Source organism: Mesobacillus maritimus, assembly GCF_023715205.1.
GTDB classification, from domain to species: domain Bacteria; phylum Bacillota; class Bacilli; order Bacillales; family Cytobacillaceae; genus Mesobacillus_B; species Mesobacillus_B maritimus_C.
In genome coordinates, this window is the sequence record NZ_JAMBNR010000004.1 from 56,366 (window position 1) to 80,342 (window position 23,977).

Sequence of the window (23,977 nt, forward strand, 5' to 3'; positions counted from 1 at the left end):
TCTTATTCAAGTAATTCAAATGTGATGCATACTAGGAATAGGCTGACCCAGCAAGTTATTAAGATGACTTTCTGGGTCAGCTTATTTATGCTACGCTCAAGCTCTCGTTGTTCGAGAAGAGTACGGCTTCACTCAATAGGTTAATGTATAGTATAATTCTAAAAAATTTAAATAGTAGGGATGGTTGCATGGGACAGGTAAATATGAGGAAAGTGTTTGAGGAGAGGTTGAAAGATTTTAAGCTGATTGCTGCAATTAAAGAACCTAAGTCGATTGAGAAAGCAATAAAGTACAAGGAAAATATTAGTGCGGTCATTTTAATGACTGGGAATGTTTTAACGGTAAAAGAATATGTAGATGTATTGCAAAAGGAAGGGCTTCCCGTGATTTTGCATGTCGAGAAAATTGGAGGCTTAGGGTTAGATGATTATGGGATTGAGTTTATAAAAAAATATATCAAGCCCTTTGGAATTGTAACCACAAAATCTAGCATTATTAAAAAGGCAAAGTCAAAAGGGATGTTTGTCATTCAACGGGTATTCCTTATTGATACAGAAGTCTATGATCATCTAGTAGACAATATTGACTATCTTCAATCTGACATCATAGAAATCATGCCAAGTCGGGCACCTGATTTTTTACATAAGCTGGTCGAGAGGTCTACAATTCCAATTATAACAGGCGGCTTACTAACCAATATTTGCGATACAAAAGAGGCGTTAGCACAAGGAGTCTCTGCAGTAACAACCTCAAATACCGATTTGTGGAAGTTGAATATAACAAATCCAAATCCTTTACAGTAAATTTATGAACCATTAATTCTCTATTAATATAATAGATTTATAGTAAGTGGTATAAAGTAAATAGTTTCATTAGGCGCAATTAGAGAGGCTGCAAATACTAGTGTATGAAACATACACGGTTTATTTGCAGTCTTTTTGTTGTTTTAAAGAGGGGGGCTTATCTAGGGATAATATATTGGAACTTAGCTTGAATGAGGGTACGAACACGAACAAAAAAATGATCGAACTGGAGGAATCATTATGAAGAAAAAACGCGTGTTGCCATTGATCTTAACTGCAATGATTTCATTAACAGCGTGCTCTAGCGGACAAGGAGCCGAACAAACGGCGGGTGAAACAGAAGCGGGAGAAGAAAAAGTTGAATTAACCTATTGGTATGCATGGGGCGACAAAATTGGTGAAAACAATGAAAATCTCGTTCAACAATTCAATGAGTCCCAAGATAAGGTCCATGTTACAGCAGAATTCCAAGGTACCTACGATGAATTGCATGCAAAAACGCAAGCAGCTGTTGCCGCCAAAAATCCACCTGAAGTGACAATGAATGAGATTTCTGCGATTGAAACATTTGCTAAAGCTGGGATGACCCAAGATTTAACACCTTTTGTAGAAGCGGATTCGGAAGTTAATCTGGATGATTTCAATCCAGGATTAATGGGGAATTCGTATGTGGATGAGAAATTATATGGTCTGCCGTATTTACGAAGTACGCCAATCATGTATGTGAATAAAACCATCTTTGAAGAAGCTGGTATTGATTTGAAAAACATTGTTACCTGGGAAGATTTTGCGAGTGTAGCAAAGCAATTAACGACGGAAGAACGTGTTGGAATTTCAATGCCTATTGATATTTGGTTCTATGAAGCGTTTGTTGCGCAGGCTGGCGGACAGATGACCAATGAAGAAGGAACAGAGGTAACGTTTAATGATGCACCTGGTGTAGAAGCATTGTCATTATGGAAAAGCATGCATGAGGAAGGAACATTGCGAATTCCTGGTGGAGAGCCAAAAGCAGCTGCCGACCAAGCTAGACAGGATTTCGTTAACGGTAAATCAGCCATGTTCTTCTCTTCTACTGCAGACCTTTCATTAATGCTGCAGCTAGCAGAAGAAAACGGCTTTGAATTGGATACAGCGATGATGCCAAAACATAAAGAGCAAAAAGTACCAACAGGTGGAGCGAACTTAGTGATGATGGCTGGATTAGATGAGGAAAAGCAGCAAGCGGCTTGGGAGTTTATTAAATTTATGACGGCAACTGAACAGACGGCATACGCAAGTGAATATACAGGATATTTGCCAAGCCGTATTTCAGCCCAAGAAACGGAGAAAATTCAAAAGCTTTATCAGGAAAAACCTCAGTTTGAAGTAGCTGTTGAACAATTACAATATGGTAATGCCCGTCCAATGGTTGAAGGGTATCCGGAAGTAGTAAAAATCTTGGTTGAAGAAATTCAAAAAATGATATTAGACCCTGCGATTGAGCCAAAAGAAGCACTGGATGCCGCTTCTGAACGTGCCAATGCTGTTATAAAGTAACACCAAATCTAAAACGTCCATGAGGCGTGATGTAACAGCACATTCTCATGGACGTTGATGACAAACATTTAAGGAGTTTAACATGAATTGGATAAAAGAAATTAAAGCAATCATTTTTGATATGGATGGAACTCTATATCAAGAAGATACCTTTTTAGGAAGATATTTGACTTATCTGTTGGAAGATAGCTGCAGTGAAAGGGAGATCGAAAGTGTGATCAAAGCGGCTTACAAAATCTTAAATGGTGAACATTTCGTTTCTTTGGGCCACTTTTACGATCTTAATAGAAACCATTTTTGTACACATAAAGATTTAGTCCCGGGCCATGCTTTTAGTTGGGAAGGTCAACGATTGCAACAAAGGGATTTAAAAGATTCCGATTTGTTTTATATTGGGGACCCCTGGTGCATCGCGCTTGTCTTTGCAAAAAAGTATGGAGTCAGTGTTGAAGTGGGAATGAATGCTTTTAAACGTGTAAGAGCGGAAATGTTAACCTCTGAATTTGCTATTCCAAGAAATGAACGGCTCATCCAAGCATTGAAGTACCTGGACGTAGATACCAAAATTCTAATTACCAATTCTCCTTTTGAGTCAGGAGAGGTATTTTTAGAATATTTAGACGTTCTGCCTTACTTCAATCAAACGATTTATGATGGAAAAAAGCCAAAAGGTATCGAAACAATAATGAATGACTTAATAGAAAAGGGATATCAACCGGAGGAAATCCTTTCAATTGGTGATAACCCATTTAATGATTTACACCCTGCCCGTAAAAGAGGGGCGAGGACGGTTTTGATTTCAGATTATCACCGTGCAGATACAACCCCTTGGGATTATCAGGTTCGAAATATTGACGAATTGGCTTCGTTTTTACTCGAGTTCGGAAAAGCAGCGATAAACGAATAGGAGGTCATTTAAAGTGGCGAGCATTACTTTAAAAGGTGTTTCTAAAGTATATGACAACGAGAAAAAAGTAGTCGAAAAGATGGATTTGCATATTCAAGATGGCTCCTTTACTGTACTGGTCGGTCCTTCTGGGTGCGGAAAATCAACAACGTTACGAATGATCGCAGGTTTTGAAAAACCTACGGAAGGAGAAATATGGATTGGCAATCAACTGGTGAATGATTTAGTACCTGGTAAACGTGATATTTCGATGGTTTTTCAAAATTACGCCTTGTACCCGACAATGACTGTCCGCGGAAATATTGAATTTTCGTTAGAAAATATAAAAATTCCAAAACGAAAAAGAAAAGAAATGGTTGAGGAAATTGCCGAAGTTGTTGGGTTAACAGAATACTTGGAAAAGAAACCACAGCATCTATCAGGGGGACAGCGGCAGCGGGTAGCGTTGGCCCGTGCGATGGTAAAAAAGCCGGAAGTATTTATTTTAGATGAGCCGCTATCAAACTTAGATGCGAAGCTTCGTGGACAAATGAGGACAGAGTTAATTCAGCTTCATAAACGCCTTGGAACAACATTTATTTATGTGACACATGATCAAGTCGAAGCAATGTCGATGGCAGATGAAATCGTCATTTTAAATAAGGGGAAAATTATGCAGCAAGCTGCTCCAATGGCCTTATACAATAATCCGAAAAATACATTTGTAGCCGAATTCATCGGCACACCAGCTATGAATGTGCTGCCTTTTGAAGAGATTAGAGTGGATCTAAACATTGAAAACAACCCGGCAATTACCCATTTTGGCTTTAGACCAGAACATGGCAGGTTAGTCCATTCAGAAGATCCTCAAATATTTACGCTTCGATACCCTAGTAAAATCATCACTCGGGAAACGTTGGGGTCGGAAACCATTTATTTAATTGAGAACAAATTAGGGAGACAACATATTAAAAGTACAGAGCCCCCTTTATCAGAAGATGCTGACCTGGCTTTATGCATCCCGGTTGAAAAAATCTATTATTTTGATCGCCAGGGAAATCGAGTTGAAAAGGAAAACGAAGCATTTCCATACACCTTGCAAAACCATGAAAAGGGTGGGGTCAAGATATGAGCCAGGACTTGCTATCTCACCTTCCTGACAATCAGCCTGTCGCCGTAACAACTCGTCGGTCGGTGAGCAGGGATTTCCTTCGTCCGTATATCATGATTGCTCCTGCACTTATTGTATTTCTTTTGTTTTTTCTATTTCCGATTGGATACATGATTTATTTGAGTTTTCATGAATGGAACTTTATCAGTCCAGAAAAAACCTATGTTGGACTGGAAAATTTCAAAAGACTTGTTGCAGATCCGCTGTTTTTAGAGGTCATTCGAAATTCTCTTGTCTATACGTTTTTATCGGTCTTTCTCACCATCACGATTTCACTGGCCTTGTCGCTTTGGCTGAATAAAAAAGGCTGGATCTATAGCTTTATTCAAGGGGCTGTTTTTAGCCCGCATATTATTTCACTCGTGTCGGTGTCTATGCTTTGGATGTGGATGATGGATGCTGATTATGGTTTGTTAAACTGGTTTGTTGAAAAGCTAGGGTTTGAAAAGGTGCCTTGGTTAACAGACCCCAAATTTGCACTTATTTCACTGGTTATTGTTTCCGTATGGAAAAGCGTTGGATATTACACCCTTATTTTTATTGCTGGTTTGCAAAGCATTCCTAAAAATTTGTATGAGGCAGCTTCTTTGGATAAAACCCCAAAATGGAGAGTCCTGACGAAAATTACGTTGCCCATGCTTTCACCCACACTTTTCTTTCTGACGATCATCGGGTTAATCAACTCGATTCAAGTGTTTGAAACCATCAACATCATGACGGGTGGAGGACCTGTTAACTCTACGAAAACATTAGTCTATTATATCTATGAAAATGGCTTTGTCTTCTTTAAATTAGGAAATGCCTCTGCAGCAGGTGTTATTCTATTAATCATTTTAACCATCTTAACGTTGATTTATTTTAAGGTGTTAAGCAAAAAAGTGCATTATCAATAAAAAATAAGGAGAATGAACATGCCTAAGGTCCAAAAATTTTTGAATGGCATATGCTTAGCCTTTGTTGTTGTTATTTTTGCTTTGCCTTTTGTATGGATGATTTCCACTAGTTTGAAGACCCTTGGGGAAACCCTTGTTTTTCCACCGCAGTGGTTGCCAGAAAATTTAGTATGGCAAAACTTTCTGGATGCTTGGAACTCTGGTCCGTTTTTAAAGTACTTTTTGAATAGTGTAATCGTGGCGGTGGGCATTTTAATTTTTCAATTTGCAACCGTGATTCCAGCTGCTTATGCCTTTGCCCGCTACAACTTTCCATTGAAAAACTTCTTTTTTGCCATAACGATGGTGACATTAATGATTCCAGCTCAACTGATCTTTTTACCTGTATTTTTAAATTTAAGTAGCTGGGGATTACTAGACACGCTTTGGGGTTTGATTTTGCCATTTGCAACCAGTGCCTTCGGAATTTTTCTGTTAAGACAAACTTTTAAGCAAGTCCCGGAAGAAGTCATCGAAGCCGCTAGGTTAGATAACGCCTCTGAGTGGAAGATCATGCGAAGAATTATGGTGCCGATGGCCAAACCGACATTAGTGACTTTTGGGTTGTTTAGTTTTATTACGCATTGGAATGATTATTTCTGGCCGCTGGTGATGACAACGACTGATCAATCTAGAACTTTACCACTCGGGATTGCTCAATTGCGCCAAGTCGAAGGCGGAGCTTCATGGAATATTTTAATGGCTGGAAATATGATCCTCGTGATTCCAATTTTAATCATTTTCTTTATTGCGCAACGGCAAATTATTCGTGCCTTTGTCTATACAGGCGTTAAATAGGAGTAGGATGAATGTGATTGGTTTATTGAGGTTGGCCTGGTAGGACTATTCCCCAAGAAAATCCGATTACTCTGATAAACGTATTTGTGTATAAAAATACCAATTATTTACCACCGAGCTAATCTGTCGAATCCATTGCTAAATAAAATTAATTATAGAGGAGTGTATCGAAATGAAGATAGCAGTTATTGGTGATTTACATTATCCAAGTTCAAAAGGTTTAGATGAAAATGCTGTAGGAAGTCGAGATCAATTTTTTTCAACCTATATGGATTACTTTCTCAACATGGAAGCAGCTTATCATATCTCTGTTGGCGATTTAACCAATTTTGGCACAAAAGATGAATTAAATGAAATTTATGGCTATATACACCCATATCAAAGGTCATTTATCCATACTTTAGGGAATCACGATTTATATAGCCAAACCCGGGAAGAGGTGCTAAACCAAGTGGGGATGAAAGGTAATCATTCCATTGAAAGTGATGAAGTTCATTTAGTTTTCTTAGAAACCGCTCGTGAGCAGGATTTTGATCGTTGGGATGGTTGGATAAGCGAAGAACAGCAAATCTGGTTGGCATCCGAAATCGAAAAATCAGGGGATAAATTAATGGTCGTCTTTGCCCATCATCCGGTTTATGATACTACATTGCGTTCAAACATGCGTATGCTTTCAATCGAGCCAAGCATCGATATATGGTCTATATTAAGTAAGAAAAAAGGGAAAGGGATATATGTAAATGGTCACAATCATATGGATTCAATTGTTCATAAGGAGAACTGGACGTTTATGCAAATTGCTTCTGTGCTAGATGATCAAAGTGTAAGAATGCTAGAAATCAAGGATGACAATTGTCAGATTACAACCGTTTATGTAGGAACGGAACAGTCAAGGCAACAGGCTTCAATTATTGGCCATGCGATTGATCACTTTCAACCTTTTCCGGAGGGGGTAGGAACCACGCTTGAACGGAACGTTATCATTCCATTAAAGGTTGTACAGACTGTTGAATAATCCTCATCTTTGTACTAAGCCACAAGACTCGCCAAATTGGTGAGTTTTTTCTTTAAGGCTCTTTTCTAAACTTTGTAGCTTTTGAACAAAAAGTACGGCTGTATCAGCTAGGTTTTAAATAAAATAGCTTCACTTAGGAGAAAAGAGCTTGAAAACTATATTCAAACATAAGAACTGGCTACAATTGCGTTAAAATCGGCTGTAGGATTTAACAACAAACTTTACGAAACCAGCCTTCTTTAAAAAGATTTTTCCTAACTTCTCCAATCAGGATCTTTTTATTATCGAATTCTAATCTTCTATTCATGTTACTCTCATTCATTTTTCATAAAGCATCAGTAAATTAAGTATTAACAAAACAAAATGAATTTTCGGAGGATCATAGATATGAAGATTGTGATTGTACCATCTGGTTTTAAAGAATGTTTAGGTGCCGAAGAAGTAGCACAAGCGATAGAGCGAGGTGTAAAACGATTTGACCCATCGATATGTATGGAAGCAATTCCGATGATTGATGGTGGAGAAGGTTTTGCAAAAACAATTACCAATATTAAAAAAGGAACATTGATTTCTAAAAAGGTTACAGGACCAGTTGGCAACAAGGTTAATAGCCATTTTGGTATTTTTGAAGAAAAAGGGAAACGAACAGCGGTTATTGAAATGGCAGCTGTAGCTGGTTTGAAGTTAGTTCCTCGTGATCAGAGAAATCCTTTGAAAACAACAACTTATGGGGTGGGGGAGTTAATTCTGTCCGCACTAGATGAAGGGGTTGACAACATCTTAATCGGATGTGGTGATTCAGGAACGTCTGATGGTGGTGCAGGTATGGCCCAAGCAATGGGGGTACGTTTTTTCGATAATCAACATCGTGAAGTGAACATTAAGGGTGGAGTAGACCTTCTAAATGTGTCTTCTATAGATACTGCTCTTTTAGACAAACGGTTAAGCACAGTAAAAATTGACGTGGCATGTAACTGGCATAATGTCTTATGTGGGGGAAAAGGCGTTGCCCGTGTGTTTGGGCCACAAAAAGGTGCAACTCCGAACCAAGTGGAACAATTATCAGCAGCGCTTGAACAATACGCCAATCTAATTTATGAAACAATTGGGACCGATGTTCGTTTACTGCCAGGAAGTGGGGCTTCAGGTGGATTAGGAGCTGGGCTAATTGCCTTTACTAATGCTATTTTACACCCGCGTTTTGACATTATTATGAACTATATCGATATCGAAGAAAAAATTTCAACAGCAGACCTCGTATTTACTGCGGAAGGCAGTTTGGACTTTCAAACTCCTAATGGGAAGATTCCTTCTGAAGTTGCTCGAATTGCTAAAAAGAAGAACATTCCAGTAGTTGCCATCACGGGGACGATTGGTAAAGGGGCAGATTTGAACTATTACACAGGGATCGATGCATTTTGCAGTATTATTCAAAAACCTACTTCCTTGGAAAAAGCAATGAAAAAAGCACCTGAATGGATTGAAGAAAGCACTGAGTCTATTTTAAGACAAATCTCGATAGGGTCGGCAATTGCTCAAAGGAAACTGAATAATGAGAGTGTATATCTAAAATGATTACAACAACTCGTATAGAAAAGTACCATGAAAAAAATCGTCCTTTAAGACCGTGGATCAATCATTTTTCGAAGAAGTTTATCATCATTACTTGTATCATTGTCTTTTTATTATTAGCAATTTTCTGGAATGATGCATTGGACTATCGTGGGAAAATCTCATTATTTGCCTTCGTATCTGCCATGATTTTATGGGTGGGCACAAAAATCCCTGCGGGGCTTATTGCCCTTTCTTTATTATTGTTTATTATCATTTTGAAGGCGGCTAGTCCAGACTTGTTGTATAGTTCCTTGTCCGAAGAAGTGGTGTGGTTAATGTTAGGGGCTTTTATCATTGGTGAAGCGGTGAAACAGTCGGGGTTGGCTGAACGATTAATTTTCACATTAGTAAGGAAATCAAACAAAAAAGGTCAGCTATTAAATGGGCTAGGTTCGATCGTATTCGCACTAACATTCTTCATACCTTCCACTTCTGGAAGAGCAGCATTATCGATGCCGATTATACAGCAACTGGGGAAAACATTCTCCCATAAAGAAAAAAATGGCTTAGCGATCCTAACGCCGATCATCATCTTGATGAGTACATCGGCAACTTTAATTGGTGCAGGTTCACATATTATAGGGGTTAGTTTGCTTGAAAGCACGATGGGGCAGTCCATTTCATATTTCGAATGGTTTATTTGGGGAGTCCCGTTTGCTATGGTCATTACACTACTTTCGTTTTTTATTATAAAGGGATTTTTCTGGTCGAAAGAGGAATCTAAACCACTTACTCTTTCTCAACTAGATGATGAAAAATCGTTAAAAAACAGCCCATTGAGTAATAAGGAAAAAGCCACTCTAGCTTTGATTTTTATCCTTGTAGGAGGATGGGTAACAGAAAGTATACACGGTTACGATATTGCTTTTGTTACCATGATTGGAGCGACAATCGTCATGATGCCTACTTATGGAATCATTAGCTGGAAACAAGGTATGAAGTCAGTTTCTTGGAACTTGATTATATTTGTAGCTACAGCCACAGCATTGGGGAGCGTGTTAGTTGATACAGGAGTAGTAGCATGGATTGAAAAAGAATTAAGCCAGTTTCTCCATTTATTTAAAGGTGCCCCTGACTGGCTGATTGTCTTAACCGTGTTACTGATTACGGTAACAAGTCATTTATATATTACTTCCCATACAACTCGTGCCCTGGTCTTTATTCCAAGTTTACTCATATTTAGTGAATCCATTGGAATAAATCCATCTACAGTCACTTTTTTAAGTTTAATAGGAATGAATTATTGTGTGACCTTCCCTGTTAGTTCAAAAGCGTTACTCTTATTTTATGAGGAAGGAGATCTATCCTATGATGCAAAACAGCTATTAAAAATTAGTATCATTTTGATGCCTGTCTATATCCTCACTATGATGATCTTCTATTTCACTTTTTGGCGGTGGACGGGGATGCAATTATAAATCCATTCTGAATTCGAAACGCATATCACATCGAGTGCGTAATAAAACTGATAAACTTTAAGTAGCGGTATCCAATAAGGCAAATCTGCGACTGTTGGATACTCTTTTTTATGCTAAAATATGTTGTATCAACATTCTTGCTATTCAAAAATTGGTCATAAAAAAAGAGCCTTTTATAAAGATTCATTCAGTTCATTCGTTATTCATTAGGTAATAGGACGAATAGAAAAACGAACTGAATAAATGCTCCATGGTAGTATTATTGTTGAAAAGTATATAGAATGGATGAGGAAAAAAGATTCTACTTAATTCTTAACTCAAACTTTGCACCATTTTCAAGGTAACTCAAAGACACTTTTAATCTTATTGGGTTAACGTCGTGTGAAGTTCGTGTGATTGGAATAGTGATTCTATAATAAGAATGAAGAAAATAGAAACGAGGGAAGAGAGTAATGAGTAATCAGATTAAAGTAGGAATTGTCGGCTATGGGAACCTTGGCCGAGGTACGATTGAAGCGATTAAACAAAGTTCAGATATGGAACTTGTCGCTATTTTTACAAGAAGAGCACCTGAAAGTCTTTCAATTAATGAACCAAATGTAGAAGTATTACATATTTCAAGTGCAGAAGAATATAAAGATAAAATTGATGTAATGATTCTTTGTGGAGGCTCAGCAACAGATCTTCCAGATCAAGCCCCTCACTTTGCTAGAATGTTTAACACAATCGACAGCTATGATACACACGCAAAGATTCCTGAATTCTTTAGTGTGGTTGATGAAGCGGCTAAGGAAAGTGGAAAGACTAGCATTATTTCTGTTGGGTGGGATCCAGGTTTATTCTCATTGAACCGTTTAATGGCAGAAGCGATTTTACCGAAGGGTGAAACTTATACTTTCTGGGGAAAAGGACTTAGCCAAGGACATTCAGACGCTGTTCGTAGAGTGGAAGGTGTAGCAGCTGGTGTTCAGTATACTGAACCGATTGAAGAGGCGATTGAGAAAGTAAAGAGTGGAGTAAATCCTGAATTATCTACACGTGAAAAACACCGACGCGTTTGCTATGTGGTAGCAGAAGAAGGTTATGATCAAGCAAAAATCGAACAGGACATTAAAACAATGCCTAACTACTTTGCTGATTATGAGACAGAAGTAAACTTTATTACCGCAGAAGAACTAAAAGAAAACCATTCGAAACTGCCACATGGTGGATTTGTTATTCGAAGCGGGAAGACAGCAGAAGATAATAACCAAATTATCGAATTCTCGCTTAACTTAGAGAGCAATCCAGAATTTACAGCTAGTGTTTTAGTTGCGTACGCAAGAGCAGCTTATCGGTTGAATAAAGAAGGACAAGTTGGTGCAAAAACGATCTTTGATGTTGCACCTGGTTATTTATCACCAAGATCTGCGGAAGACTTGAGAAAAGACCTATTGTAATAGAGAAGTTCCTGCCCCCTATTAAGTCATCGGGGGTCAGGAACTTTTTTATGTTTGGTTTTTAGATGAGGACGGAATGAATATGAATGGACAATGTTGGTGTTAAAAACAGTTAATTATGGGGAAAAGGTTGGTTAAAATCCCATTGCGAGAAAATGACCCTTGTTTTGTTATGAAAAATGTTTTTTTACTGTCGCTTTGAAGTCCTCTTTCTTATCCTCAAATTGTCTTTTGCGGTGACCGTTTGCCCCAGATGGATGCGGAAAATTATATAGGATGGTTTGATGACGGATCTTGCCTTCAGCGACTAAATAGTGGAGCACTTCAGAAACAGCTTTCCCAGCTGGGATGATAATCGCATTTGGTACTTTGTTCACCTCTGGTACAAATAAATCTTGAATCATTTTTAAAAGGAAAGGACGCTTAAGCATCGAAGGGCTAGAGCCTGTATAGTTCTTCTTGTTGATAAACACTGGATATCGAAGTGTTGAAGTAGAATGTAGAAAATGGTTCTTTTCATCATACAACTCGGCGCAAGTTTTAATATGTAGAGCTTCATTAAGTTCAATCCCATCAAGCATTTCAATTAGATTCTTTCTAATCCCTTTTCCACCGAAGCTTGCCTGCTTTTTAGCATTTATTAAAACCTTCTCCCTGTTTTCTGCGTCAATGTGTTTTCGAACGTACTGAAAAGCTAATTGCATTTGTGTCCAACCTGGGGTAATACCAACTATCATCACTTTTGCCTCGGTATTTAGATACTCAAATGGAGCCCAAAAAACCTCAACATTGTTGTCCTTAGCAAAGAGGAAACTGTCTGTCATTAAATCTTCCTTTTGAAAATTGTCTTTCATTGGCAATTGCTTAAGATGAAGCTCATAATCCTCAAAATAGAACATTGACTTCCTCCTGCCTTGCGAAAATGGGATTATGCTCATTATCTGCAGGTGAACAAATAAAATGCAAATTAAAAGATAAATTAGGGGAGAAAAGAGAAGGAGCGATGTGACGGAATTTAGTGAGATTCCGTCACATCCCTCTTTTTTGTTAAGGCTCTTTTCTTAAACATTGTTGCTTTTTAAAGAAAATATAGAATGATTAGCTTTGATTCCATTTCCAAATTCGTTTTCTCGTTAAAATCGGCTTTAGGCTTTTAACAACAAACTTTACGAAAACAGCCCTTGTTAATTTAATCGGGCATCAAACCAACCAATTAAATGCTCTAAACGTTCGATTCGGTGTTTCGGTTTACCAGAACGTGAAAGTTCATGGGTTTCATCTGGAAAGCGGACTAGCTTTGTTTCAACACCTAAACGCTTTAGAGCAATATACCATTGTTCGGCTTGCTCCATCGGGCAGCGTAAATCTTCTTCGCTGTGAAGGATCAGTGTTGGTGTTTTTACATTCCGGGCATAGTGAAGCGGTGAAAGTTTTAATAACGTTTCTGCATCGTCCCAGAGGTCCGCATGACCATGTTGCCATTCGGTAAAATAAAATCCTATGTCGCTTGTCCCGTAAAAGCTATGCCAGTTACAAATACTACGCTGAGTTACGGCAGCTTTGAAGCGGTCTGTGCGAGTAACGATGACATTGGTCATGTATCCACCGTAACTTCCACCCGTTACAAATAATTGGCTTTGGTCAATATAAGAGTAGTTTGCTAATGCATAATCGACACCCGCGATAATATCTTCATAATCCATGCCACCATAATCGCCTATAACGGCATTAACAAAGTCATGTCCATATCCCTGGCTGCCCCTTGGATTGGTGTAAAGAACCACATAACCTTTTGCAGCCATAACTTGCATTTCATGGTGTAGGCCATTTCCATAAGCTGTTGCCGGTCCACCATGGATTTGAAGAATCATCGGGTACTTTTCACCTTCTTCATAGCCAAAGGGCTTTAACACCCAACCTTCGATCTCCAAACCGTCTGTACTTTTATAATGGAAATTTTCAGGGGTACTCAAATGAACGTCCTGATATAGATCCTGGTTCCAATTAGTTATTTTACTAAAGCTAGCTGGATTGGATAGGTCTTGAACAGTGAGATCACCAGTCGAATGCGGATTGGCTAACACAAGCACCGCTTTATCATCGTTAACCAAGTCAAAAGAAGTGATCGTAGCAACTGCGGGAGAAAGGGCTCCTGAAATCTTGCCGTCTAGCGTGACCTTAAATAACTGACAATCGCCACCAACGGTTGCACTAAAATAGAGGTGTGAACTAGTTTCATCCCAAATGAGACGTGGTTCCGCTGGGTCATATTTTGCGTCAACTCCAACGAGATTTCCTACTGTATAATCATAGCCTTCCGTTAGATTGGTTAAATTCCCAGTAGCTATTGAAAGAAGGAGTACATCTGTATTCCCTTGGCTACGTTCACCACGTGTATGGCCAGCAACGGCGAGCCATTTCCCATCTGGGGAGATGGAAAGTGCGCTTAGATAACTTTCTGCCTGATAAAAAAGAGATTCTACTTTTGAATCTAAATTATACTTCCAAATAGCAGGGAGGTAGCCCCATTCTTGATCTTCTGCCTTTGTGGCAATGTAGAAAAGGTTTCTTCCATTCGGGGAAAACCGAGGTTGTGAAAAATGATGATCTCCACCAGTTACCTTTGTATAAGAATGTGATTCTAAGTCAAATAAGTAGATATGTTTGTAGTCATCGTTATAAATCCCTACTCCATCCCCTTTGTAACGAAGTCGAGAAATGACCTTCACATCACTTTTTTCTTCTTTTGGCTCTTCATTCTTATCTGAGGAAAGTGCCAAATCTCCGGTAATGGTAAGAGCAAGCTGTTTTCCGTCAGGAGACCATTCAAATTCCCCAACTCCTTGCTTTATATCTGTTAATTGAATGGCCTCGCCACCATTAGAAGGGAGGAGCCAAACTTGGTTTTTCCCTGTTCGATTTGAGCGGAAGGCAAGGAAGTTTCCGTCTGGCGACCATTTTGGAGAAGTATCCTTTACTAAGCGCTCATTTGAATAATAGTTTGTAAATTGCTGTCCTTCATTCTTTAAATTGGTGACACAAAGAGAAGAATAGTAGCCATCCTTCTCTTTATCTACTTGAGTAAGAACATAAGCAACTTTGTCTTTAGTTGGGGAAACTTGCGGATCTCCTACGAACTTAAACTTATATAAATCTTCTACTGTGATTGGACGCTTGAGCATGTTTTTTTCCTCCATGGATAATTTTAAGTCTATCTTAACATTTCGATAATCGAAATGAATGATTAATTTTTAATATTGGCAATTTTAATGTTACTACAACCTGTACTTCCTTCACACAATTGTTACTTGCAGAAGACTTGTCTGCATAAAGAGAATCCTAGATTCTATTCTTTAATGATGAATGGTATCTGAGGAGATTGCCCTTTATTAAAAGGAACTTACAGCTAGATGTCTTTTTTTACAGATTTTTCTACATAAAATTACAATTCCATTACAATATCGACTGATTCATTGTTAATAGACCGTTAGAATTATAAACTAGTAGAAGGTTGGAATATAAATACTTAGTAAGTAACAAGAGGAGATTTTGTAATGATTAGGAAATTAATTAAAGTTACAGTATCAGCCGTTATTTTAGCGACAGTACTTCAAGCAACACCTACCTTTGCAACTCCATCAGAATCGACAGTGACACAAGGGCAAATTGATGCAACGAGAGAACAAATCCAAGACACTGAAACGAAGATTCAACAACTAGATAACCGAATTATTGAAGCGATAGATAAAAGCGAACAACTTAATGAAAAAATTCAAAACCATGAGAAAAAAATTGCTGAATCAGAAGTAGAAATTGAAAAAGCTAAAAAAGATTTAGTCGCACACCAAGATATTCTTTCTGAACGTCTAGTGAGTCTACAATTAGATGGAAAAACAGCTGTTCTTACTTATGCAGAAGTTTTGCTATCATCAGAGAATTTTTCAGAGTTCTTCTCACGTTTTTCAGCCATTTCACAAATTCTTAAAAGCGATACAGATTTAATTGATGGGTTAACGGAAAAACAACAAGTATTAGTAGAAGCAGAGGAAACATTAAAGCAAGAATTTGAAGAGTTAAAAACGAGCCAAGAACAATTGGCTACGGAGCAAAAAGCAATCGAAGAAGATAAGAAAAAGGTTGAGCAGGCTTTAGCGGCTTTAGAAAACAAGTTGAAAAGTCAAGAAGCGCAATTAGCTCAACAGCAAGAAGCAGAGCGTCAGGCTGAATTAGCGCGTCAAGCTGCAGAGGCGGAACAAGCCCAAGCGGAACCTCAAGCATCATCAGATGAGAGTGGAGAGAGTCAACAGTCACAGCAAACTGTTCAACAAGCGTCCCAACAAACTTCACAGCAATCTGCAGTGAAAAAAGCTTCAAAGCCAGCACCGGTCAAAAAAGCAGCTAAACCAGCAAATGCTGGGTCAGCTAGTCAGGTCATTGCAACGGCAAAACAATACTTAGGGGTTCCTTACGTTTGGGGCGGGACAAGCCCTAGTGGATTTGATTGTTCAGGTTTCGTTCAATATGTGTACCGCTCCGCTGGCGTCAGTCTTCCGCGCGTATCACGAGATCAACAGAATGCAGGAACAAGAATCTCTCCAAGCCAAGTACAGCCAGGAGATCTAGTATTTAACGGTTCCCCTGCATACCATGTTGGAATTTATATTGGAAACGGACAATACATCCATGCTCCACAAACAGGAGACGTCGTAAAAATTGCTCCATACAACCCAGCTAAATTTACTAGTGCAGCAAGAGTACTATAAGAAGAACTTGACCCAGTTAACCCTAACTGGGCTTTTTCTTTGCGTAGAAAACCGTCGCCTTTAATCGACAAAATCCGGGGCGTCACTGTGACTTTTCGACAAACTCTGCTGCTAATTTCCAGTCGTCTAGGAAAAGGGGCCATAGGTTTGGGCGGCGTCTGACGGCTAGTGGGTGGTAGGCGGTGGTTGTGTTGTAGCCTTGGACGTTATGGATTTGGCCTCTTAATGTTTTGACGTCTGTATCTGGGTTTTGGAAGAAGGATTGGACGGCTATATTTCCTAAGCAGAGAATCAGTTTTGGGTGTTTTGTCTTTAATTGTTGGTAAAGGTGATTCATACAAATTTCTCTCGTTCGTTCTTTATCATATGCACGTATAGGTCGTCTCTTTAAGATGTAAGTAACATACAAATCTTTAGTTGTTAGGCCCACTTCATAAGCAGCCTGCTGTAGTGTTTGTCGTGTACCGCAGACAAATGGTTGATTCTCGCGATCCTCTCGTGCCCCTGGATTATCGAGAAGAACAAGAATGGGTGCTGCTGGATTCCCTTCTCCCCAAACCATCCTTGTCCCATGCTGATCAAGTCCGCAATCACTGCAATGTTTATGGTTTTCCGGTGTAGGTTCCTCAGGCCAAAGTGAAGCGCAAAAATCAGACAATGTGATTCCTCCTAGTTCTATTGAGTTAATCCTATTATTCCCTTTAGCTTTGAACTTAGATAAAGAATTACTCTGCGTCTAAGTGGAAATAGAATTTTAAAGCCTAAAATTTAAGAGGAATGGTGGCAGTGATTAATATGGAGGGGCATAGACGAACACATACTTTTTCAAAGGCCTTCCTTATTCGGTGTTAAGTGTTTATTGAACTGTTAATATCTACTAGAAATGTATTGATTTATTATTGGGGAATTCTGTTTTATACTTGTATAATGTGTGTTGGGCTTAATTAATGGCCATAATGTTAAATTGAATTGAGATTTTTTGGATTTTATATTTTATAGATGAGTGGTTTAAATTGAAGGAGGATATAAATTGACGATTACTAGAGGAGAGACAATGGTTGCGGAAATCCGCCGCATGGATGAAAAAGGTTCGGGTCAGGCGGTTATTTGGCGTGACACGGAACATGGCAATCAGAAGAAACTAAGATTGACGATTCCACAAACGCTTCTTGGGGAAAAAGTGCGTGTTACAGTTGATAAGCCTGAACGTAGAAGAAGAAAAGCATTGGTTGAAGAAATCCTTGAGGCAAACCCTGAAAGAACGGCACCACCATGTCCACATTTTGAAAAATGTGGCGGTTGTGTATGGCAACACTGGGATTACAAAGGACAGTTGAAGCATAAGACAGCTCATGTAAGAGAAGCAATTGAGGCTCAAGGTTTTAACCCTGAGTTAGTTTTAGATACGATTGGCATGGAGGACCCATGGCACTATCGTAATAAAATGGAGTTCACGTTCTCACCTGATGGTTCGCTAGGTTTACATGAGCAAGGAAATTTCCGTAAAATCATTTCACTTGAAACATGTTTAATTGCTGGGAAAGAAATGGTAGAAGCGGCTTTAGAAGTAGCGAAGTGGGTAAAAGACCACGAGCTAACTGGCTACAACAAGAATCTTCATGAAGGTCTACTTCGTCATTTGATGGTTAGACAATCATTTGCTACAGGCGAAATTATGTTAGCATTATTTGCAACCGAAGGACCTGAGGGTCATCTTCAAAATGCAGCCGATGATTTAGTAAACCGAATTACAGAAAAGTTTCCACAAGTGAAAAGCTTAATGTGGCTTGAAAATACCGACTGGGCAGACCGTACGCAATCAGAGAAGAGTCATACTTTAGCGGGCAGAGACTTTATCTATGATGAAATGGATGGATACCGTTTCCGTCTGTGGTTTGATACATTCTTCCAAACTAATCCAACTCAAGCTCAAAAACTAGTGGATTTAGCGGTAGAAATGGGGAAACCAGTAAAAACAGAAAAAATGATTGATCTTTTCTGTGGTGTAGGTACATTCTCACTTCCATTTGCCAATCGTGTAGGAAAGCTAGCAGGAATTGAAATTGTTGAAACTTCCATTGAGTCAGCAAAACGGAACGCGAAAGATAATGGCATCGACAACACTTATTTCTTAGCAAAAGACGCAAGAAAAGGAATTGATGAGGTTCTAGAAACATTCGGAACGCCAGAATTATTATTACTAGATCCTCCACGCTCAGGAGCAGGCGGAAAAGTAATGAGAAGAATTGGACGCTCCCAACCAGAACGCATCGTCTATGTATCTTGTAACCCAGACACATTCGCAACTGACATCAAAGAACTAGAACCATTCGGATATACATTAGAAAAAGTCCAACCCGTGGACCTATTCCCACACACATTCCATGTTGAGTGTGTTGCGTTGCTTGTTAAAAAGTCACAGTGACGCCCCGAAAAAACTCGAAATTTGTCAACAAATAACCAATTAAAAAAGAGCTTCTCCAGAACCGCATATAGCGACCGCTGGAAAGCTCTTTTTGTTTAGAAAACTTCTCTTAGTTCAGCGTATTCTTCAGATGTGAATACTCGGGAGCGGGTGATGAAGTGCTTGTCCTCAATGCTATCAAGAGAGAATTCAGGTCCATTTCCGGTGAGGACATCGATTATCAGTTGTGTATGCTTCCAATATTCATACTGACTTTTATGGATATAGAAAGGCACTTCCCCGATGGAACCAAGGTACACATCCGAGTCTCCTAGTCGAAAATCTCCTGCACGGTAGCACATCGGTGCTGACCCATCACAGCAACCCCCGGATTGATAAAACATGATAGAACCATGTCTTTGTTTGAGTGTTGCTATGAATTGAAGCGCCTCATCCGTTGCGACAACTCGTTCTACCATGTTCATCACCAATCCTTTCGATTTAGAAGAATCCTTGAGGTTTTTTATCATAGCTTACAAGTAAGCATTTTGTTTGTTGATAGTGTTCAAGCATCATCGCGTGGTTTTCACGGCCGATACCAGATAGTTTGTAGCCGCCAAAAGCTGCACCAGCTGGATATTGATGATAAGTGTTTGTCCAAACACGGCCAGCTTGGATTGCACGGCCAGCGCGATAAGCTGTATCGCCACTACGTGACCATACACCGGCACCTAAGCCGTATAATGTATCATTTGCAATTTCCATTGCTTCATCAAAATCTTTGAATGTAGTCACAGCAAGGACTGGTCCAAAAATCTCTTCTTGGAAGATACGCATTTTATTGTTGCCTTTAAAAACAGTTGGTTGGATATAGTTTCCGTTTTCGAAGCCTACTAGTTGGTTTTCTTCGCCACCAATTAATAGTTCAGCGCCTTCTTCTTTTCCAAGTTGGATATAAGAAAGAATCTTGTCTTTTTGTTGTGAAGAAGCTTGAGCTCCCATCATTACTTCCGTATCAAGAGGATTTCCAACTTTGATTTGTTTTACGCGCTCAAGTGCACGTTCCATGAACTTGTCATAGATGGATTCTTGAATCAGTGCACGAGATGGGCAAGTACAAATTTCTCCAGAGTTTAGCGCGAACATAACAAAGCCTTCGACTGCTTTATCAAGGTACTCATCATCTTTGTCCATCACATCTTCAAAGAAGACGTTTGGTGATTTACCACCAAGTTCAAGCGTAACCGGAATAATGTTTTCGGTCGCATATTGCATGATTTGACGACCCACTGCAGTGGAACCAGTGAAAGCAATTTTTGCGATACGTGGGTTTGTTGCAAGAGGTTTCCCAACCTCAATACCATAACCATTAACGATATTTAATACACCGGCAGGTAAGATGTCTTCAATTAACTCTACTAAAACCAAGATCGAAGCTGGAGTTTGTTCAGCTGGTTTTAACACAATGCAGTTCCCAGCAGCTAAAGCCGGGGCAATTTTCCAAGCTGCCATAAGAATCGGGAAGTTCCACGGAATGATTTGTCCAACTACACCGAGTGGCTCGTGGAAATGATAGGCAACTGTGTCATTGTCAAGTTGAGTTGTACGACCTTCTTGAGCACGGATCGTACTGGCAAAATAACGGAAGTGATCAATTGCTAGTGGAATATCCGCATTTAATGTTTCGCGAACGGCTTTCCCGTTATCCCATGTTTCCGCTACAGCCAATAGTTCTAAGTTTTCTTCTAAACGGTCAGCGATTTTATTTAAAATTCGAGCACGCTCTGTTGTAGATGTTTTCCCCCAAGCATCTTTTGCTGCGTGCGCTGCATCTAAAGCTAGTTCCATATCCTCAACTGAAGAACGAGCAGCTTTTGTGAAAATTCCCCCTGTCACTGGAGTCGTAACATCAAAATATTCACCTTTAACTGGAGCAACCCATTTTCCGCCAATAAAGTTATCATATTTTTCTTTGAATTGAATAACGGAGCCTTCTGTATTTGGATTTGCATAGATCATGAAGAATTTCATCCCCTTTGTTATAATCCTAACGAAAACGCTTACTTGGTAGCGTTTGCATTTAGGTGTTAACACTAAATTCATAGTGTCTATAATTATAATAAGATAATAAATTTATTAAATCAAATAAAATGTATTTTGCCATAATTTAAGAATAGTAAATTTAATAGATTTAGAAGAAAAATATACACTATGATCTAAGCGAGGTTATTAAAGGTTTGATTCCGTCCGACGATCCTGTGACATCACACTGTTTTCTAATCAGTAGAGAGCTATGATTGGAATATTGTTCATGATTTTATGCTGCAAAAGTAAATTGGCTTGTCCTAAATCGTCGGAATTATTTTAGGACGCATTTTCTCATATTTATTTTTCTAGGCTCTTTTCTCAAACTACAAAAGATAACTAGGTTATAAAAAATAGATACAGTCTATGAGAAAAGAGTTTGCAAACTTCATTTAACCATACAAAATGACTACTATTTCGTTAAAATCGACTTTAAGATTTTAACAACAATCTTTACGAAAACAGCCTTTTTCTATTATATAGGTCGAATTTTATCAATGTTTGTGGTAACTTAACTATATGATGTCACATTAGCATCTGCGTAAAGTCTTTCCATAGTGGAAAAGACTTTTTTTATTGGAGTATTTGTTTAGAAAGCAATGGAACCTGATAAAATAATCGTAATGATCATACTGGTCTTTTGGTGCCTTTATTTCAGCTGGTCAATGGGTTAAACAAATGACGCACCATAAGGATGTAGCACTTGGGAGGATTTGAAAAATGGAAAATAACGATATATTGATTCGCTTAAGATATGCGCTTGATTTAAAAAATACAGAAGTGGTTGAGATTTTTAAATTGGGCGGCCTCGAGTTCACAAAGGAAGAAGTTATTCGGATTCTAACTAAGTCCAATGACGACTTCGATTATGAAGGGGAGACTGATGAGAGTGAAGGGCAATTAAAAATTAACAATCGAACTTTGGAATCCTTTTTAAATGGCTTAATTGTATTAAAAAGGGGCAGGCAAGAACCAAAGCCAGGGCAACCGGAGAGGCCAGAGTTCTCAAAAGAGAGTGTGAATAACATCCTCCTAAAAAAATTAAAGATTGCTTTATCACTAACGAGTGAAGAGATGATTGATATTTTTGATATGGCAGGGATTAGGGTCACTAAAGGAGAGTTAGGTGCACTATTGCGAAAAGTAGGGCATAAAAATTACAAAGAATGCGGAGATAAATTTACGCGAAATTTCTTAAAGGGATTAGCGATTAAATATCGAGGTTAAATGCTAACTTGTAATGGACAACTGTATTTTCAGTTAAGTGTTTGACAACTGGAAGTACAGTTTTTTTCTTCTATATGAAGTGTGGATTCAGTTATAACACGGTTCTGAGCGTAAACAGCCACTAAATGGCTTTTTATAAATACCTTATTTTCGCAGAGATTGAAAATCCAAAGGCTGATTTTAACGCGAAGTAAGCTTTTTTTCTGAGTTATTACTTAGTTTGGTAAGCTCTCTTTTCTCTCATAGCTAAACAGTCTATATTTACTCTAAAAAGGAACCAAGTTTGAGAAAAGAGCCTATAAATTAACTAAAACGCTCATTTAAAAGTTTTATAACTTCTAAATGTTTTAAATCACAGATTCTTATTGAAAAATAATAGTAGCAGTAGTATTATAGCAATAATTCTTTTGAAAATTCATTAATTATAAATATTCGAAAAAACAGGCTGAAATGAGTTAGAGGGAAGCTTTGGATTCACTATAGTTAAGGTTATTGGAATATAAGGTAAACTTAATTTTCCTTTGTGAAGGGTTATACAATTTAGGATGATTCGGCATATACTGCCTCTCTCGTCAATAACATAAGTAAAGTTTAATAAGTTTTTAACCTGTTTAAATTCATTCAATGAACGGACAAAGAACTGAGAACAACCATGATATTCGCTTAAAATCGAACGGTTTTGGGGGAATAACCATAAATTACACTATTCAGTTTTTAAATGAGGTGAAGATTGTGCCGAAACAAATGATGACCCCTACGGCTTATAAATCAAAGTTGGGGTTAATTGAGACAGAAGTTGCACTAAAAAAAGTGAAAGATTATTTTGAGGCTCGATTATCTGAGGTTTTACAATTAGTTCGTGTATCTGCTCCGTTATTCATTAAATCTGGAAGAGGGCTAAATGATAATCTGAATGGGATAGAGCGGGTGGTATCCTTCGATGCTTTGGATGTAAAAGATGAGCATGTAGAGATTGTCCAATCTCTTTCAAAATGGAAAAGAAGCGCATTGGCTAAATATCAATTCCCTTTGGGAACGGGGCTTTATACGGATATGAAGGCCATTCGGCGTGACGAAGAACTTGACAATCTCCATTCAATCTATGTGGATCAGTGGGATTGGGAAAAGGTGATTTCAAGGCAACAACGTAATTTGGTCACTCTAGAGGAAGAAGTAAAAAAAATCTATTCTGCTATTAAAGATACAGAAGAGTTTGTGCACGACTTGTATCCTGCTATCCAACCTTGCCTGCCAAAGAGTATTTATTTTATCACTACACAAGAGTTGGAAACGATGTATCCGGCACTTTCACCTAAAGAAAGAGAAGAAGCAATTGCGAAGAAACATGGCGCAGTGTTTATTATGCAAATTGGTGGTAAGTTGCGTTCTGGAGAAAAACATGATGGACGTTCTCCAGATTATGATGATTGGTCCTTAAATGGAGATATTATTGTTTGGTACCCAACACTAGAAAGTGCGGTGGAGCTTTCATCAATGGGGATTCGAGTTGACAAAAATGCTCTACTTCGACAGCTTCAAGCAGCTGATTGCGAGGATCGAGTAGGATTGGCTTATCATCAAGCTATTTTAAAGGAAGAACTTCCATTTAGCATTGGAGGCGGCATTGGCCAGTCAAGATTATGTATGTTCTTCTTGCAAAAAGCTCATATTGGTGAAGTTCAAGTATCGGTATGGAATGATGAGGTCCTTAAAGAGTGTGAGGAAAACAACATCCCGCTCCTATAGGAAGGATCATCCTTTACCACGAAGACTTATATTATGGAATAACTCTTTGCATTTCAGTTTACTTTGTTAAACTGAAGCGTAAAGAGTTATTTGTATTTAAAAGTCTTATTTTTGTACAGATAGTTATTAAGTCCTAA

19 protein-coding genes are annotated in these 23,977 nt (G+C 38.6%); 14 read left to right on the plus strand and 5 right to left on the minus strand.

The window, feature by feature from the left end:
• Positions 1-188: 188 nt before the first annotated feature.
• The 10 genes from M3182_RS06705 (at position 189) to M3182_RS06750 (ending at position 11,615) form a co-directional block, all read left to right on the plus strand.
• Entirely contained in the window at positions 189-803 is a 615-nt protein-coding gene (locus tag M3182_RS06705) for a glycerol-3-phosphate responsive antiterminator (protein ID WP_251557482.1), read from the plus strand.
• Positions 804-1,043: 240 nt separating this feature from the next.
• Positions 1,044-2,342, plus strand: coding sequence for an ABC transporter substrate-binding protein (locus M3182_RS06710; RefSeq protein WP_251557483.1), 1,299 nt, complete (start codon positions 1,044-1,046; stop codon positions 2,340-2,342).
• 82 nt (positions 2,343-2,424) lie between these two features.
• Positions 2,425-3,249, plus strand: coding sequence for an HAD family hydrolase (locus M3182_RS06715; RefSeq protein ID WP_251557484.1), 825 nt, complete (start codon positions 2,425-2,427; stop codon positions 3,247-3,249).
• Between the two features lie 13 nt (positions 3,250-3,262).
• Complete coding sequence (locus M3182_RS06720) at positions 3,263-4,360, plus strand: ABC transporter ATP-binding protein (RefSeq protein WP_251557485.1); 1,098 nt, start codon at positions 3,263-3,265, stop codon at positions 4,358-4,360.
• Positions 4,357-5,292, plus strand: coding sequence for a carbohydrate ABC transporter permease (locus M3182_RS06725; protein WP_251557486.1), 936 nt, complete (start codon positions 4,357-4,359; stop codon positions 5,290-5,292). The genes M3182_RS06720 and M3182_RS06725 overlap by 4 nt, the downstream gene beginning before the upstream one ends.
• Before the next feature lie 18 nt (positions 5,293-5,310).
• On the plus strand, positions 5,311-6,129 hold the full coding sequence (locus M3182_RS06730; protein WP_251557487.1) for a carbohydrate ABC transporter permease: 819 nt from the start codon (positions 5,311-5,313) through the stop codon (positions 6,127-6,129).
• A 172-nt stretch (positions 6,130-6,301) separates the two neighbouring features.
• Positions 6,302-7,144 carry a metallophosphoesterase family protein gene (locus M3182_RS06735; RefSeq protein ID WP_251557488.1) on the plus strand — a complete coding sequence of 281 codons (843 nt, stop codon included), beginning with the start codon at positions 6,302-6,304 and terminating at the stop codon, positions 7,142-7,144.
• 387 nt (positions 7,145-7,531) lie between these two features.
• Positions 7,532-8,719, plus strand: coding sequence for a glycerate kinase family protein (locus M3182_RS06740; protein ID WP_251557489.1), 1,188 nt, complete (start codon positions 7,532-7,534; stop codon positions 8,717-8,719).
• On the plus strand, positions 8,716-10,176 hold the full coding sequence (locus M3182_RS06745; protein ID WP_251557490.1) for an SLC13 family permease: 1,461 nt from the start codon (positions 8,716-8,718) through the stop codon (positions 10,174-10,176). The genes M3182_RS06740 and M3182_RS06745 overlap by 4 nt, the downstream gene beginning before the upstream one ends.
• 452 nt (positions 10,177-10,628) lie before the next feature.
• Positions 10,629-11,615 carry a diaminopimelate dehydrogenase gene (locus M3182_RS06750; protein ID WP_251430704.1) on the plus strand — a complete coding sequence of 329 codons (987 nt, stop codon included), beginning with the start codon at positions 10,629-10,631 and terminating at the stop codon, positions 11,613-11,615.
• A gap of 170 nt (positions 11,616-11,785) precedes the next feature.
• Here M3182_RS06750 and M3182_RS06755 read toward each other — a convergent pair whose 3' ends face one another.
• Together M3182_RS06755 and M3182_RS06760 are read right to left on the minus strand one after the other, a co-directional pair.
• Entirely contained in the window at positions 11,786-12,514 is a 729-nt protein-coding gene (locus tag M3182_RS06755) for a hypothetical protein (RefSeq protein WP_251557491.1), read from the minus strand.
• Between the two features lie 285 nt (positions 12,515-12,799).
• Complete coding sequence (locus M3182_RS06760) at positions 12,800-14,797, minus strand: S9 family peptidase (RefSeq protein WP_251557492.1); 1,998 nt, start codon at positions 14,795-14,797, stop codon at positions 12,800-12,802.
• A 372-nt stretch (positions 14,798-15,169) separates the two neighbouring features.
• Here M3182_RS06760 and M3182_RS06765 point away from each other — a divergent pair, with 372 nt between their 5' ends.
• On the plus strand, positions 15,170-16,378 hold the full coding sequence (locus M3182_RS06765; protein ID WP_251557493.1) for a C40 family peptidase: 1,209 nt from the start codon (positions 15,170-15,172) through the stop codon (positions 16,376-16,378).
• 82 nt (positions 16,379-16,460) lie between these two features.
• On the opposite strand, the gene M3182_RS06770 is transcribed toward M3182_RS06765, so the two are convergent.
• The gene (locus tag M3182_RS06770) at positions 16,461-17,036 is read right to left on the minus strand and encodes a uracil-DNA glycosylase (protein WP_251430714.1); all 576 of its coding nucleotides are present in this window, start codon (positions 17,034-17,036) and stop codon (positions 16,461-16,463) included.
• A 396-nt stretch (positions 17,037-17,432) separates the two neighbouring features.
• Between M3182_RS06770 and rlmD the strand changes: the two genes are divergently transcribed.
• On the plus strand, positions 17,433-18,803 hold the full coding sequence (gene rlmD / locus M3182_RS06775; protein ID WP_432806692.1) for a 23S rRNA (uracil(1939)-C(5))-methyltransferase RlmD: 1,371 nt from the start codon (positions 17,433-17,435) through the stop codon (positions 18,801-18,803).
• Between the two features lie 95 nt (positions 18,804-18,898).
• Here the strand turns inward: rlmD and M3182_RS06780 are convergent, their stop codons facing one another.
• Positions 18,899-19,261, minus strand: coding sequence for a DUF779 domain-containing protein (locus M3182_RS06780; RefSeq protein WP_251430718.1), 363 nt, complete (start codon positions 19,259-19,261; stop codon positions 18,899-18,901).
• A gap of 22 nt (positions 19,262-19,283) precedes the next feature.
• A complete protein-coding gene (gene exaC / locus M3182_RS06785; protein ID WP_251557495.1) occupies positions 19,284-20,801 on the minus strand; it encodes an acetaldehyde dehydrogenase ExaC in 1,518 nt (505 codons plus the stop codon).
• 786 nt (positions 20,802-21,587) lie between these two features.
• Here exaC and M3182_RS06790 point away from each other — a divergent pair.
• Both M3182_RS06790 and asnA read left to right on the plus strand, forming a co-directional pair.
• On the plus strand, positions 21,588-22,094 hold the full coding sequence (locus M3182_RS06790) for a YehS family protein (protein WP_251557496.1): 507 nt from the start codon (positions 21,588-21,590) through the stop codon (positions 22,092-22,094).
• 747 nt (positions 22,095-22,841) lie between these two features.
• Positions 22,842-23,840, plus strand: coding sequence for an aspartate--ammonia ligase (gene asnA / locus M3182_RS06795; RefSeq protein WP_251431039.1), 999 nt, complete (start codon positions 22,842-22,844; stop codon positions 23,838-23,840).
• Positions 23,841-23,977: the final 137 nt, after the last annotated feature.